The organism is Streptomyces luteireticuli (assembly GCF_041519305.1).
In the GTDB taxonomy this organism is placed as follows: Bacteria; Actinomycetota; Actinomycetes; order Streptomycetales; family Streptomycetaceae; genus Streptomyces; species Streptomyces luteireticuli.
In genome coordinates this window covers 6,524,555-6,539,163 of sequence record NZ_CP167927.1, presented here as the reverse complement: position 1 = coordinate 6,539,163, position 14,609 = coordinate 6,524,555, and the positions used below count along the sequence as shown (strand labels likewise).

The following is a 14,609-nucleotide window of genomic DNA, read 5'->3' as shown; positions in this document are numbered from 1 at the left end:
CGCGCCCCTTCGCCGACGAGGAACGCCCGCCGCGAGGACGGGCGTTCCTCGCCCCGGCCGTCACACGGCGGTGACGACCCGTACCGCCGCACCGCATTCCGCGCAGTGAACTCCGCTGTCGGGCAAGGCCCCTTCGTCGCCCCCGGCCCCCGGATCCCCGGTCACCGGACGCCGGCGGTCCGGCGAGGCGCAGACGATCGCGGAACCGATCATCACCAGGGCGAAGCTCCACAGCCCCATGGTGAGGATGATCGAGCCGTGCAGGACGACGTCCATCACCATGCCCGCCTTGCGCCAGCGCTCCGAGGCCAGCAGGCACACCCCGATGGCGATCTCGATGACGAGCGCGCCCCAGGTCAGGGCGACCACGATCAGGGAGTTCTTGGACAGCCAGAGGAAGAACGAGTCCCAGGGCCGGGCCACGCCGAACATGCTGTCGCGCAGGAAGTAGTACTCGGCCGTCCCGTTGGCCCAGTCGGCGACCCCGAACTTGGCGATGGCGGAGTCGAGATAGAGATAGGCGATCTGCACCCGCATGGCCAGGAAGGCGACGAACGACAGGGTCCGCCACGAGGGGCGGGCCTCGCGCTCCGGCCGCCGCCAGTGCCAGGTGCGGTCGTCGGCCAGGCCGACGGGGATCATCAGCAGCGCCATGATCATGCCCACCGACTCGCCGCCGTCGGGCACGGCGATGCTCACGGCCACCGAGTACGCGGCCCACGCGTGCGGAATCGCCGTCCAGCGCGGGCGGTAACCGCTGGCCACCACCGCCAGGATCACGATCAGCAGCCACCGCCGGGGCTCCATGCCCACGGTGTCACCGCCGAGACAGAGCGCCGACGCCGCGCGGACGCCGTCGCACTTCGGGTACTCCCCCATGCCGACGACCGGCACGAGCAGCGCCTTGACCGGGGCGAACAGCAGCACGCTCAGCTGCGCCAGGGCCATGACGGTGCGGCCGGTGCCGAACCAGCGCGAGCGCAGGTCGTGCCGGCCGGTGCGGACGGCGAGCCGGTCGGCCAGGGACTGTACTGCGGGCATCACTTGCATCGCACGTCCAGGTGAGCGATCTGCACCACGCGTCGGGTGTAGGGGACTTGGTTGCGGAAGCTCCACGGCACCGTCTTCTCCTGGGTGAGGAAGGCGTCGCCGCACACGGTCGGCACGGGGCTGGAGTTGGTCACCTGCTGCGCCGGCCGGGCCGTCGCCTCCTTGATGCAGGGCTCCAGGAAGCCGGCGCACGGGACCCAGCGGGAGGCGGCGGCGGCGTTGAGATAGCCCAGTTCCGGGCCCTGGGCGCGCTGGGTGCGGGAGATTCCGAAGAGGTTGGAGGGGTCTCCCTGCGGCGTCACGAGGAGGTTGCGGACGGCTCCGTCCCGCCCGGAGGCGTAGACGCCGATCTGTCCGTTCTGCGGATTGCGGGTGAAGAAGGCCCAGTTCTCCGGTGTCACGGTGTTCAGGACCGTCCGCGCGCCCTTGGAGTGGCGGCTGCTCAGCGCGTTGGTGGGCAGCGTGTAGAAGAGCGCCGTGGCCAGATAGCCGAAGAGGGCGAGGCAGGCGACGCTGAACAGGGCGAGTTGGCGGACGGAGCCCCGGGGGGACTCCCCGGGTCTCGGTCGGTTGTCGGTGGACGTGCTGGCCATGGCGGCGCGATCCCTCTGCGTGCGGGAGCTGTCGGTCGAAGTGGTCGCCGGGGCCCGCCGCGCCGCCCCCTCCGGAGGGGGCGGCGCGGCGGAGCCGTCACGGCTACAGGGCCGAGGAGACCGCGGAGACCATGTCGTCGGCGTCCAGGCCGTTCGACTTCTGCATGTCGAAGCCGTAGCTCACCGCCGACGGGACGACCACGAGGGCGACGACCGCCTCGGTGGCGCCGGCCACGTTGGCGTAGCCCACCGCGTTGATGAAGCCGAGGGCGTTCAGCTCGATCAGCACGTTGGCGTCGTGCCAGACCACGCCGCTGGCGACCTTCGGGTTCTTGACGTTGCCCTTGCTCTTGGCGACGAGGGCCTTGATGTCGTCGGCGAGCCGCTCCATGCCGGCCTTGGCCTGGAACGGGTCGTTGATCTGGACCGGGACGGTCACCTTGTCGTGGAGCTCCGGGTCGATCTTGCGGAGCTCGTTGGTGAACTGCGCGATCTGCTCCAGCGTCACCTTGTCGTTGTCGGAGCCGCGGTGCGAACGGATCTTCTCGGCCAGGTCCTTGTGCTCGTCCGCGGCCTTGCCCTTGCCGAAGACGAGGAGGCCGACGATGTCCTCGTCGGAGTACTTCACATGGTGCTGGACGGGCGCGGAGGCGACCGTGGCCGGGGCGGACGAGGACGAGGCGGCCTGCGCCCCGTAGGCACCGCCGAGGGTCAGCACGGCGGCGGCGCAGACGAGCGCACCGGTCTTCTTGAGATTCATGTGTGCGATACCTTCGAATAGTCGTTGTTCATGCGCTCCGCCGGCCGGGGGCAGGCGTGACCGGCGCTCCGCTCGCTGGCAGGCGGGAAGGCGGAGCGTCGAGTGCACGAATGTCCCGGACGGCGGGGTCGAGGGCCGGGGGCTCGGTGAGCCCGCGGCCGACGGCGTACCGGACCGGTGGCGGAGTTTTCTTCTCCGTCACCGGCCGGACCGTGCGACGGGCGGCTCAGGAGGCGCGGTGAATTCCGTCCCGGAATTCCCGGGAAAAGACCTGGCCCGTCGGGGCCGGAGCCGTCGGGGGAATGCCGGCCGAGCCGGCGCCGCGGGAAATACCCGCGTACAGAAGGGTGTTCACGGGTACCACCTCAGCCGAGCCGAATACCCTGACACCGAAATCCATCTCCCCCCTGAGATTCGACGGCCCGAGCACGCCGTCGCCCATTCATCGTGGCACGGTGCCCCATCGCGATCAACAGATCCCACCCGAACTTGACATGCTCTTGATCGAACATCAACTTCGGCCACAAACGGGCGATTTCCCGCCATCGCGCCGACGCCTCAGGTGGCCATCGCCCCGAACGCCACGAACCCGCAGATCACCACCGCCAGCACCGCCAACAGCGGCCAGACGAACCGCAGATACCGGTCGTAGCCCACCTTTGCCAGCGAAACCCCGCCCACGACCACCGCCGTCGTCGGCACCCACAGGTTCATCCAGCCGCTCGCCGCGGACCAGGCGGTGACGACCACGGCGCGCGAGACGCCCGCGAAGTCCGCGAGGGGGGCCAGGATCGGCATCGCGAGGGTCGCGTGGCCGGACGAGGAGGGGATGAGGAAGGCCAGCGGGAGGTTGACGACGAAGACCATGACGGCGAAGGCCGCCGCGGCGGTGCCGGCGACGGCGCTCTCGACCGCGTGGAGCACGGTGTCCGTGATCCGGGCGTTGTTCATGATGACGGTGATCCCCCGGGCGAGGACGATCGTCAGCGCCGGGGAGATGAAGTCCCCCGCGCCCTGGACGACCAGGGAGCTCAGCCGCTGCTCGCCGAGCCGGGCCACCAGCCCGACCAGGACCGCGGCGACCAGGAAGAGCGCCGCCAACTGCGCGAAGGACCAGTCGAGTTCCCAGCCGTAGGGGGTGGCGTCCGCCCGCCCCGTGAGGGCCCCGGCCCAGGGGATCACCGAGAAGATCATAAAGAGGAAGACCAGGGCGACCAGGACCAGCACGGCCTTCTGGAGCCCGGTGAGCGACGGCGGTTCCTCGGCCGCCGCGGCCAACTCCCGGTCGCCCGGCAGGAATCCGACCAGCGAGCGGTCGGGACGGGTGCGGACCCGGTGCGCGTACCGCACGACGTACGCGATGGTGACCGCGGTCAGGACCAGCCACATCGCGAACCGCAGCCCGATCCCGTCCCCGAGCGAGACCCCCGCCGCGGAGGAGGCCACCCCCGTGGCGAAGGGGTTGACCGTGGAGGCCAGCACCCCGACCCCCGCCCCGAGGATGATCACGCCGGTGGCGACCATCCGGTCGTAGCCGAGGGCCAGCATCAGCGGCACGAGCAGACCGTAGAAGCCGAGCGTCTCCTCGGCGAACCCCTCGACCGTGCCGAGCAGCGAGAAGACGGTCATGACACCGGCGATGAGCAGCGCGCCGCGGGTGCGCAGCCGGTGGGCGAGGCGCTCGATGCCGCTGTCGAGGGCGCCGGTGGCGAAGACGACGGTGATGAACGCGCCGATGGCCAGGACGAAGAGGAAGACCCCGGCGCTGCCGTAGAGCGTGCCCGCCGCGTCGGGGGCCACCTGTCCGGTCGCGGCGTCCCGCACTCCGTAGAGCCCGTTGACGGGGGCGAGGAAGAGCTGGCCGAGGCGGTGCACGAAGTCGCCCGGGGCGGCGGCGCGGTGGTAGGTGCCCTGAATGGGGTCGCCGGCGGGGGTGCGGCGGTAGGTGCCGGACGGGACGACGAAGGCGAGGGCCCAGACGGCGACCGTCACCACGGCCAGGACGGTGAGCGCGCTGGGGAAGGTGAACTTCCGTCCTACTTCTTCGCCCTGTCGCTCCATGGTGGGGCCTCTCTCCGCACAACCGCTCGGCAGGAATGCCCCGCATTATCGCTAGATCATCCGCTTCTCCTCGGCCGCCACGCGGGGCCGGGGGACCTCCCGGTCCCGCCCCCGGCCGAGGTGGTGGAAGGCCAGGTTGAGCAGGACGGCGGTCAGGCACCCCGCGCTGACGCCCGAGTTCAGGACGGTGCGCAGGGTCTCGGGGACGGCCGGGCCGGCGTAGAAGGTCCGGGAGACCACCGGGATCAGGCCGACGCCCAGGGAGACGGCGGCGATCAGCATGGTGTCGCCGCGCTCCAGCCCGGCCTTGACGAGGACCCCGATGCCGCTGGCCGCCACCGTCCCGAAGAGCACCAGACCCGCCCCGCCCAGCACCGGCTGCGGCACCAGCGCGATCAGCGAGGCGAAGGCCGGGCTCAGACCGAGGAGGGCGAACATCAGCCCGCAGGCGGCGACGGTGAAGCGGCTGCGCACCCCGGTGAGCGCGACCAGCCCGATGTTCTGCGCGAAGGCGCTGTTGGCGAAGCCGTTGAAGAGCGGGCTGAGCGCGCTGCCGAGGGTGTCGGCGCGCAGCCCGCCGGCGATGGTCCGCTCGTCCGCCGGCCGGTCCACGATCTCGCCGAGCGCCAGCATGTCGGCGGTGCTCTCGGTCATGCAGACCAGCATGAGGATGCACATGCTGACGACCGCGCCGGGCTGGAGGTGCGGCGCCCCGAAGTGGAAGGGCGTGGGGAAGCCGACGAGGGCCGCGTGCCGGGTGACATCGGTGTGTACGGCGCCGGCCGGGATCGCCAGCAGGGTGCCGGCCACGAGGCCGAGCAGGACCGCGATCTGCCGCGCGAAGCCGCGCAGCAGCCGCCGGAGCAGCAGCACGATCGCCAGGGTGGCCCCGGCCAGGCCCAGGTTGGTGCCGGAGGCGGGCCGTTCCGGGTGGCCGCCCTGGATCCAGCCGAAGGCGACGGGGAGCAGGCTGAGACCGATGAGGGTGATGACGGTGCCGCTGACGACGGGCGGGAAGAAGCGGACGAGCCGGCCGAAGTACGGGGCGAGGAGGAAGCCGAGCGCCCCGGCGACCATGACCGCGCCGTAGACGACGGGCAGTGTGTCGCGCTTGTCGGCCTGCTGGTCGGCGATGGCGAGGACGGGGGCGACGCCCGCGAAGGAGACGCCGTTGACGAACGGCAGCCGGGCGCCGACCTTCCGGAAGCCGATCGTCTGGAGGAGGGTGGCGATGCCCGCGGTGAAGAGGGCGGCGCCGACGAGGAAGGTGACCTGTGCCGGGGAGAGCCCGACGTAGGCGCCGATGACCAGCGGCGGGGCGACGACGCCCGCGTAGCTGGCGGCGACGTGCTGGAGCCCGGTCGCCAGGAGCCTGCCCGTGCGGGGCAGTTCGTCCACCGGGTGGACGGCGGGGGGCTTGGAGGCGGTGACCACGTGGGGGGTTCCTCCTGTCGTGATGCTCCTGTCGTGACGCTCCTGCCACGCCGAGGACGGGGGTGCGGGGCCGAGGCCCGCGCCCCGGCCCCGCCGTGGCCGAGGGCCGTCCCCCTCGGCCGGTCCGCCGCGTCAGCCTCCGGCGGCGAGCCGGGCGAGACGACGCGCCTGGGTACGGGCGTGGCGGGCGATGCCCTCCTCGTCGGCGGTGACGAGCCGGCCGTCCTCGACCACCGTCCGGCCGTCGACCAGGGAGAGGGTGACGGGGGCGGGCGGGCCGAGGACGAGGGCGGCCACCGGATCGGCGACGGTGGAGTGGCCCAGCCCGTCGAGCCGCCACAGCACCAGGTCGGCGAGCTTGCCCGGCTCCAGCGAGCCGAGGTCGTCCGCCCGGCCGAGGACCCGCGCGCCGCCGTGCGTCCCCAGCCTCAGTGCCTGCCGTACCGTCAACGCCCCCGGCCCGCCCGCGAGTCGGTGGACGAGGAGGGCGTTGCGCAGCTCGGTGTGGAGTTCGCCGGTCTCGTTGGAGGCCGTGCCGTCCACCCCCAGGCCGACGGGGACGCCCGCGGCGAGCAGGGCGGGGACGGGAGCGGTGCCCGCGGCGATACGGGCGTTGGAGGAGGGGCAGTGGGCGACGCCCGTGCCGGTGCGGGCGAAGGCGGTGATGTCGGCGTCGTTCATATGGATGCAGTGGGCCATCCACACGTCGTCGCCGAGCCAGCCGGTGGAGTCGAGGTAGTCGGTCGGGCCCATGCCGAACCGCTCCTTGCAGAAGCGTTCCTCTTCGACGGTCTCCGAGCCGTGGGTGTGCAGCCGGACGCCCTTGCGGCGGGCCAGCGCGGCGGCCTCCCGCAGGAGTCGGGTGGAGACCGAGAACGGGGAGCAGGGCGCGACGCCGACGCGCAGCATGGAGCCGGGGGACGGGTCGTGGTGGGCGTCGATCGCCGCCTCGGTGGCGGCGAGCGCCTCGTCGGTGGTCTCGACGGCGAAGTCCGGCGGCAGTCCGCCGGCGGAGGCGCCGAGGTCCATCGACCCACGGGTGGGGTGGAAGCGGACGCCGAGCTCGCGGGCGGCGCGGATCTCGGCGCCGAGCAGGTCCCCGGCCCCGCGCGGGAAGACGTAGTGGTGGTCCATGGCCGTGGTGACCCCGCCGCGCGCCATCATGGCGAGGGAGGCGCGGGCGGCCTCGTACACCATGGGCTCGTCGATGCGCGCCCAGACCGGGTAGAGGGCGGTGAGCCAGTCGAACAGCCCGGAGTTCTGGGCGAGTCCGCGGGTGAGCCACTGGTAGAAGTGGTGGTGGGTGTTGACCAGGCCGGGGGTGGCGAGATGGCCGGTGCCGTCGACGCGCCGGACGACGCCGTCCAGGGCGTCGGGCGCGGGGCCGGGCCCGACGCTCTCGATCCTGTTGCCCGCGACGACGATGTGTCCCGTGGGGTGTTCGGTGTCGTGGGCGTCCACGGTGGCGACGGCGCAGTTCTCGATGACGGTGCGCGGGGGCGGTGCTGTCACGGTGGTTCCTCCGACGGCGCGGTGGGGGGTCACGGACGGGCCGGGTGCACCGGCAGACGCGGTTGCGCTCCGTCGCGCAGCACGGTGGCCTCGATGAGACCGTAGGGCCGGTCGGCCGCGTAGTAGACCTCGTTGTCGTTCTTGAGCCCGAACGGTTCCAGATCGACGAGGAAATGGTGCTTGTTGGGGAGGGAGAGGCGTATCTCCTCGACCTCCGGGAGCCGTTCGACGACGCGGGCGCCCATCGCGTAGAGCGTCTGCTGGAGCGAGTAGGAGTACGTCCCGGCGAAGGCGTGCAGCAGGTGGTCACGGGCGCGGGCCCAGGCGCCGTCCCAGTCGACGTCCGTACCGGCGTACCGCCAGCGGGCGTTGACCTCGGTGGCGAGGACGCGGTCGCGGGTCTCGGGGAGCGTGGTGTAGCGGTCCTTGACATAGCCGTGGAACTCGGAGTCGGTGGTGTTGAGCACCACGAGCCCCTCCAGCCCCGAGACGACCTCCCACTCCTCGCCGTCGTACAGGACCTCCGCCGTACGGGTCTCCCGCCCGGCACGGACGAACGAGTGCGGGGCCTCGCCCGCGTCCGGCGTCCCGATCCGCTCCCAGGCGTACTCCTCGACGCGGATCCGGGCCGAGTGGATCGGCTCCTGGCTGGTGACGAAGTGCCGGGCGAGCCGGATGCCGAACTCCTCGGCAGACGCGATGCCGTGCTCCCTGGCGAAGGCGTAGACGGTGTTCTTGGTGGCGTCCGTGGTGAGGACGTGGGCGTTGGAACCCGTGAGGTGGACGTCGTCCATGGCACCGGAGAGCGAGACGGAGACGTTGAGGTCCTTGATGTGATGAGTGGTGCCGCTTCGAGTGATCCTGACGACACGGGTCTCGGCCTTGCCGTACTGGTTCTGGCCGAGCACCGCCCGGCGGGCTTCTGCGGTCATGGGCCTGCTAGCTCCCTCGGTAGACGGAGTAGCCGAAGGGGCTGAGCAGCAGCGGAAGATGGTGGTGCTCGCCCGGGGCGACCGCGAGGACGGCCGTCACCTCGGGGAAGAACGCTGCGCCTCCGGCGGGTTCACGGGTCAGGTAGGACTCGGTCCCGAACCGCAGCCGTGCGTGGGTGGCGTGCGCCGGGAGCGGCGGCAGGCGGGCGCAGCGTCCGTCGGCGTCGGTGACCGCCTCGCCGACCTCCCGCCAGCGGCCGGTGCCGGTGCGGGCGGCGAGCGCCACGGCGATCCCGGCGGCGGGCCGGCCGGCGGCGGTGTCCAGGACGTGGGTGGAGACGGTGGCGGCGGATGCCCCCGCGAGGGCGGCCAGCCGCAACCGGTTGATCTTCGCCAACTCCGTGCGGACGGCTTCCCGTTCCTTCTCCGGCGGGTCGGCGATCCGGCGGCGGACGGCGTCGCGCAGCTCGGTCGCGGTCAGCCCGCTGGCGCAGATGAGGAAGACGTGCCCGAACTTCTCCTGGTAGGCGAGGTTCAGCCCGAGCAGCTCGGCCCGCAGATCGTCCGGGGCGTCCGCCATGCCGTGCTGTTCGCGGGCCGAGCGGCCGTCCCCCCCGGCCGGGCGGCCGATCGGGGGGTGCGCGGACATCGCCTCGGCGAGGTCCGCCTCGTCCAGGGCCGCCACCGCCGCGTCGGAGGCGCCGAGCAGGGTCCGCAGGTCGGGATAGGGGCGGCGGGCCAGCAGCGCGCCGGTCCAGGTGGTGCTCGCGCAGATCTCCAGCAGCGCGGTGCGGGCCGCGTCGTCCTCCGCCGCGTTGAACCGGGCCAGCCCCGGTGCCGAACTCGCCGTCACGGGAACCTCCGTGGTGCTTCTCGCCGCACTCCGACCGAGTGGCGCTCCGACCGAGCTGCCGACAGCTAACGCCCTGGGGAACATGGCGTCAACAGTTTGTTGAAAACACTTTGCCAAACATGACGGCGGAGCCTGAACTAGCGTTCGCGATTGAGGTAGTTGTAGATCGTGAAGCGACTGACACCCAGGGCCGCGGCCACCGTCTCCACGCCGTGACGCAGCGCGAAGGCACCCCGGGCCTCCAGGCTGTGGACGATCAACTGCTTGGCCTTGCGGTCGAGTCGGGCGAGCGGCATGCCGTGGTGGCGCTCCAGCTCGCCGAGGATGCGGTCCAGCGAGTCGGACAGCTGCGGCAGCCGGACGGCCACGGCCTCGCTCCCCTCCCAGGAGAGCACCACGTCGTCCGCCCCGGCCCGATCGGGGTCGATCATCCGCCCGCCCACGGCGGCCACGAGGGGGGCGACCGCCGCCCGGAACCGCTCCCGCTCCTCGGCGCCGCTCATGCGCCGGCCTCGCCGACGACGTTCACCTGCAGGGACACCCGCGTGGCGCCCGCCCCGAGGGAGCGGCGCAACAGCTCGCCCACGGCGGCGAGTACGGCGTCGGCCCCGCCCTCCGCGGTGTTGCCGAACGGGCCGACGTCCACGGAGTCCAGACCGGCGCCCTGGACGACCTCCCGGGCGACGACGGCGTGCGGCGGGGCCTGCTCCAAGTCGAACGGCTCCGTGGTGAATTCCACTCTCAAGCGCACCATGCACCCACGGTAGCGCCGGGGGTGGAAGTGGCATGGATCACACTTGCCGGTTCTGTGGCATTACATCCATCATTGTATTGGCCAACGATTTAACTGCCGCCGTTTCAGGATCTCCTGCGAGACGCCCGAATGATCCCTGCCGCCGGTCCGCACCACCCCGGTGCGGCGGCCGAGGGGCGCAGCCATGCAGGAATTCCGATCTCCACGGCTCCCGAATCACCGGCCCGCGGCGCCAACCACCGTGTCGCACACGACAGTTCCCTACCGCACACAGCGATGACGGAGAACGATGTGACCCCACCCGCGTTACCCGACCGCCGGGCCCCGGCCGCCCGGCCCCGGCCCGGCCGGATCCCCCCGCCCCCGACCCCCCTCGCACCCCCCGCACCCCCGAACCCCACGGCCACGATCCTCGTCGAACGGCTCGTCCCGGACGACCTGTGGCTGCTGGCCCGCAGAGCCATCCCGGCGACGCCGAAGCGCCCCCAGGGCGGCGGACGGCAACGGGTCGACGACCGCGAAGTCCTGGCCGCCATCGTCTTCCTGGCCGGCTCCGGATGCAGCTGGCGCCAGCTGCCGCCGGTCTTCGGGGTCTCCTGGCAGACCGTGCACCGCCGCTTCACCGAGTGGACGAGCGCGGGCCTGTGGGACTCCCTGTGCGCGATGGCCTCCGACCGGCACGGCACCCCCGTCCGCGCCGACTGGACCCGGATCGCCTGTCATCACATCCGCAAACGAGCCGGACTGTCGTGCAGGGCGGGCTCGTTCCCGCGCGGCGACCGGCCGCCCTCCCCGCCCCCAGAGGCCTGAACGACCTCGCACCATCACCGGCGGAAGCACCTGTGCCGCTTCCGCCGGCACCACGGACGGCCCGCCGGGCGGCAGTCGACGCCCCCGGCGGGCCGTCCGCCGTTCCACGGACCTTGACAGCCGGGCACCGCACGAGCACCCTCCCTTCCATTCAACGGATTTGAATTTCCGTCATACGGAATGCGAAAGGAGCTGCCCGACGTGCCCCTCCCCGACCCCCGTCTCGCCCTGAACCTCTCGCTCCTCTTCACCGAACTCCCCCTCCTGGAACGGCCCGCGGCCGCGGCCGCCGCCGGCTTCGACGCCGTCGAACTCTGGTGGCCCTGGCCGGACGACCCGGCTCCCCCGCCCGCCGAACTCACAGCACTCCGGGCCGCGCTCACCGACGCCGGGACCCGGCTCGTCGGCCTCAACCTCTACGCCGGACGCCTCCCCGGCCCGGACCGCGGCGCCCTGTCCCTGCCGGGCCCCGCGTCCGACCGCTTCCGCGCCAACCTCCCCGTCGCCGCGGACTTCGCGGCGTCCCTGGGCTGTACGGCCCTCAACGCGCTGTACGGCAACCGCCTCCCCGGCCTCGCCCCGGGCGTCCAGGACGCGCTCGCCCTGGAGAACCTCGTCCTCGCCGCCCGCGCCGCGCACCGCGTCGGCGCCCGGCTGCTCGTCGAAGCCCTCAACTCCGCCGAGTCGCCGGACTATCCGCTGGTCACCGCCGACGCGGCCGTCGCCCTCGCGGAACGGGTCAATGCGGTCACGGGCCTCGGCAACACCGCGTTCCTCATGGACCTCTACCACCTGGCGCGGGGCGGCGCCGACCTGGACGACGTCATCGACCGCCACACCGCCGCCACCGGCCACGTCCAGTTCGCCGACTGCCCCGGCCGCGGCGCCCCCGGCACCGGCGCGCTCGACCTCGCCGCCCTCGCCGCCCGGCTGCGCGCGAACGGCTACGAGGGCTGGATCGCCCTGGAGTACCGCCCCTCGGGCCGGACCGCCGACGGACTCACCCGGCTCATCCCCTGTCGAGAGGAAGCCCGATGACCGCCCCGCTCCCCCGCGTGGCGTGGATCGGTCTCGGCGTCATGGGTTCGCCCATGGCCGAGAACCTGCTCCGCGCCGGCTACCCCGTCACCGGGTACACCCTCGAACAGCACAAGCTCGACCGGCTCTCCACCCACGGTGGCGTCCCCGCAGGCTCAGCCGCCGAGGCGGCCCGGCACGCCGACGTGGTCGTCACCATGCTCCCCGCCGACGCCGACGTGGAGTCCGTCGCGCACGGCCCGGCCGGGATCCTGGCGAACGCCCGGCCCGGCGCGCTCCTGATCGACATGTCGACGGTCGCCCCGCGCACGGCCACGGCACTCGCCGCCGCCGGCGCCGGGCACGGGCTGCGGGTGCTCGACGCACCGGTCTCCGGCGGCGAGTCCGGGGCCGTCGAGGGCTCGCTGTCGGTCATGGCCGGCGGCCCGCCGGAGGTCTTCGCGGCCGCCCGCCCCCTCTTCGAGGTGCTCGGCAGCACCGTCGTCCACTGCGGCCCGAACGGCGCCGGGCAGACCGTCAAGGCCGCCAACCAGCTGATCGTCGCCGCCGGGCTCCAGGCGTGCGCCGAGGCCGTCGTCCTCCTGGAACGGTCCGGCGTCGACCTCGACGCGGCGCTCGACGTGCTGAACGGCGGGCTCGCCGGGTCCGCCGTCCTCACCCGCAAACGGCACAACTTCCTCGGCCGCGACTTCACCCCCGGCTTCCGCATCGACCTCCATCACAAGGACATGGGCATCGTCACCGACGCCGCCCGCGAGGCCGGAGTGGCCCTGCCGCTCGGGGCGTTGATGGCCCGGCTGGTCGCCGAGGCGCGGGACCGGGGCGACGGCGGGCTCGACCACTCCGCGCTGCTGCGCGGCGTCGAGCGGACGGCCGCACCGTGAGCGCCGCCCGGATCCCCGCCATGGGCGCGGCGGTGCACATCCTCAAGGACGAGGGCGTCGACGTCGTCTTCGGCTGCCCCGGCGCCGCCAACCTCCCGCTCTACCAGGCCCTGGAGGCCGACGGCGGCATCGAGCACCTCATCGTCCGCCACGAGACGGCCGCGGCGCACATGGCCGACGGCTGGGCCCGCACCAACGGCCGCGTCGGCGTGGCCCTGGCGACCTCCGGACCGGGCGCCACCAACCTCGTCACCGGCCTCTACACGGCGTACGCGGACTCGGTGCCGATGGTCTGCCTCACCGGCCAGGCGGTCTCGGCCAAGCTGCATCAAGAGGCGTTCCAGGCCGTGGACATCGCGGCCGTCGCCGCCCCCGTCACCAAACGGTCCGTCCAGGTCAAGGAGGCGGCACAGATCCCCTGGGCGCTCCGCGAGGCGTTCCGCACCGCGCGCGAGGGACGGCCCGGGCCGGTGCTCGTCGACATCCCGCTGGACGTCGCCCGGCGCGAGATCCCCTACGACCCGGCGGCCGACGCCCGGCTGCCCGTCCGCGCCTGCCCGCCGCACGGCCCGGCCGTCGAGGCCGCCCTCGATCTGCTGCTGGCCGCCGAGCGGCCGCTGCTCCTGGCCGGCGGCGGGGTGATCCTCGCCGGTGCGGCGGACGAACTGCGCTCGCTGGCCGAGGAGCTGGGCCTCCCGTTCCAGGTGACGCTGATGGGCAAGGGCGCCGTCGAGGACGACCACGAGCTCAACATGGGCACCACCGGCATCCAGACGTCCCAGCGCTACGCCAACGCCTCGTTCCTGGAGGCCGACTTCGTCCTCGCCGTCGGCGCCCGGTTCGGCGACCGCCACACCGGGGCGGACCTCTCCGTCTACCGGGGCGGACGCGTCTTCGTCCAGGTCGACGTCGAACCCGCCCAGCTGGGCCGGGTGATCGAGCCGGACCTCGGGATCGCCGCCGACGCCCGGGCCTTCCTCGCCGCCCTGCGCAAGGCCGCCGCCGCGCGCGGCGCGCGCCCGGACATCGGCGCCTGGCGCGCCCGTTGCGCCGAGCTCCGGCGGACGCTGCGGCGCCGCGAGGACTTCGGCACCGTCCCCGTCAAGGCTCCACGGGTCTACAAGGAGCTCAACGAGCTGCTGGACGAGGACGCTTACGTGGTCACCGCCATCGGCCTGTACCAGATCTGGGGCGGCCAGCACCAGAAGGCCCACCGGCCCCGTCACTACCAGGTCTGCGGCCAGGCCGGACCGCTCGGCTGGGAACTCCCCGCGGCCATCGGCGTCCGCAAGGCGCTGGAGGGCATGGGCCGCGCGGACGCCGACGTGGTCGCCGTCGTCGGCGACTACGGCTTCCAGTACACCGTCGAGGAACTGGCCGTCGCCGCCCAGTACGACATCCCCCTCGTGCTGGTCATGCTCAACAACGAGTACCTGGGCCTGATCCGCCAGGCGTCCCTCGGCTACGGCATGAACTACCAGGTCGACATCCACTACGACACGACCGGCACCGATCACGTCAAGATCGTGGAGGCGTACGGTGGTTCGGCACGGCGCGTCGTGGAACCCGCGGACATCCGGCCCGCGCTGGAGTGGGCGCGCGGGCGCGCCGCCGCCACCTCGCGCCCCGTCCTCGTCGAGATCATGATCGAGCGCGAGGCCAACACCCCGCACGGGCCGGACATCGACGCGGTCCGCGAGTTCGAGCCCCCACCCGTGTGCGCCTAGGCCGTGTCCGATGGGTCGGCACAGGCCCTGCGACGCCCGGCACGGCACCTCGCCGCGTTGTCGCATCACCCGAGTACGCCCAGTACGCGGGTGATGCTCCGCCTTGCGATGCACCGCACCGGACGCCGCAGGGCCCGCACCGACCCATCGGACACGACCTAGACGTCCGGACGGCGGCGCCCGCACCTGCCGTGTTCGCGC

General features: G+C 72.8%; 14 protein-coding genes. 4 read left to right on the top strand and 10 right to left on the bottom strand.

Annotation, left to right across the window (positions count from 1 at the left end):
* Positions 1 to 60 precede the first annotated feature (60 nt).
* From AB8735_RS29430 to AB8735_RS29385, 10 genes are all read right to left on the bottom strand, one after another.
* A complete protein-coding gene (locus AB8735_RS29430; RefSeq protein WP_372410506.1) occupies positions 61 to 1,041 on the bottom strand; it encodes a sporulation-delaying protein SdpB family protein in 981 nt (326 codons plus the stop codon).
* Positions 1,041 to 1,643 (bottom strand): SdpA family antimicrobial peptide system protein, encoded by a 603-nt coding sequence (locus AB8735_RS29425; RefSeq protein ID WP_344019826.1) that lies wholly within the window; start codon positions 1,641 to 1,643, stop codon positions 1,041 to 1,043. Before AB8735_RS29425 ends, AB8735_RS29430 begins: the two co-directional genes overlap by 1 nt.
* A gap of 103 nt (positions 1,644 to 1,746) precedes the next feature.
* Positions 1,747 to 2,403, bottom strand: a complete 657-nt coding sequence (locus AB8735_RS29420) for a sporulation delaying protein family toxin (protein ID WP_344019824.1) — start codon at positions 2,401 to 2,403, stop codon at positions 1,747 to 1,749.
* A gap of 558 nt (positions 2,404 to 2,961) precedes the next feature.
* Positions 2,962 to 4,464 (bottom strand): YfcC family protein, encoded by a 1,503-nt coding sequence (locus tag AB8735_RS29415; RefSeq protein ID WP_372410502.1) that lies wholly within the window; start codon positions 4,462 to 4,464, stop codon positions 2,962 to 2,964.
* Positions 4,465 to 4,515: 51 nt separating this feature from the next.
* Entirely contained in the window at positions 4,516 to 5,898 is a 1,383-nt protein-coding gene (locus tag AB8735_RS29410; protein ID WP_372410499.1) for a nucleobase:cation symporter-2 family protein, read from the bottom strand.
* 132 nt (positions 5,899 to 6,030) lie between these two features.
* Complete coding sequence (locus tag AB8735_RS29405; RefSeq protein ID WP_372410496.1) at positions 6,031 to 7,410, bottom strand: 8-oxoguanine deaminase; 1,380 nt, start codon at positions 7,408 to 7,410, stop codon at positions 6,031 to 6,033.
* Between the two features lie 29 nt (positions 7,411 to 7,439).
* Positions 7,440 to 8,342 carry a factor-independent urate hydroxylase gene (gene pucL, locus AB8735_RS29400; RefSeq protein WP_372410493.1) on the bottom strand — a complete coding sequence of 301 codons (903 nt, stop codon included), beginning with the start codon at positions 8,340 to 8,342 and terminating at the stop codon, positions 7,440 to 7,442.
* A 7-nt stretch (positions 8,343 to 8,349) separates the two neighbouring features.
* Positions 8,350 to 9,195, bottom strand: a complete 846-nt coding sequence (gene uraD / locus AB8735_RS29395; RefSeq protein ID WP_372410492.1) for a 2-oxo-4-hydroxy-4-carboxy-5-ureidoimidazoline decarboxylase — start codon at positions 9,193 to 9,195, stop codon at positions 8,350 to 8,352.
* 137 nt (positions 9,196 to 9,332) lie between these two features.
* Positions 9,333 to 9,698 carry a helix-turn-helix domain-containing protein gene (locus tag AB8735_RS29390; protein ID WP_344019812.1) on the bottom strand — a complete coding sequence of 122 codons (366 nt, stop codon included), beginning with the start codon at positions 9,696 to 9,698 and terminating at the stop codon, positions 9,333 to 9,335.
* Positions 9,695 to 9,946 (bottom strand): hypothetical protein, encoded by a 252-nt coding sequence (locus tag AB8735_RS29385; protein WP_344019963.1) that lies wholly within the window; start codon positions 9,944 to 9,946, stop codon positions 9,695 to 9,697. The genes AB8735_RS29390 and AB8735_RS29385 overlap by 4 nt, the downstream gene beginning before the upstream one ends.
* 279 nt (positions 9,947 to 10,225) lie before the next feature.
* On the opposite strand from AB8735_RS29385, the gene AB8735_RS29380 reads away from it, so the two are divergent.
* The 4 genes from AB8735_RS29380 (at position 10,226) to AB8735_RS29365 (ending at position 14,408) form a co-directional block, all read left to right on the top strand.
* Entirely contained in the window at positions 10,226 to 10,759 is a 534-nt protein-coding gene (locus AB8735_RS29380; RefSeq protein WP_372410490.1) for a transposase, read from the top strand.
* 201 nt (positions 10,760 to 10,960) lie between these two features.
* Complete coding sequence (locus AB8735_RS29375) at positions 10,961 to 11,797, top strand: TIM barrel protein (RefSeq protein ID WP_372410488.1); 837 nt, start codon at positions 10,961 to 10,963, stop codon at positions 11,795 to 11,797.
* Entirely contained in the window at positions 11,794 to 12,681 is an 888-nt protein-coding gene (locus AB8735_RS29370) for a 2-hydroxy-3-oxopropionate reductase (protein ID WP_372410487.1), read from the top strand. The genes AB8735_RS29375 and AB8735_RS29370 overlap by 4 nt, the downstream gene beginning before the upstream one ends.
* 20 nt (positions 12,682 to 12,701) lie before the next feature.
* The gene (locus AB8735_RS29365) at positions 12,702 to 14,408 is read left to right on the top strand and encodes a thiamine pyrophosphate-binding protein (RefSeq protein ID WP_372411933.1); all 1,707 of its coding nucleotides are present in this window, start codon (positions 12,702 to 12,704) and stop codon (positions 14,406 to 14,408) included.
* Positions 14,409 to 14,609: the final 201 nt, after the last annotated feature.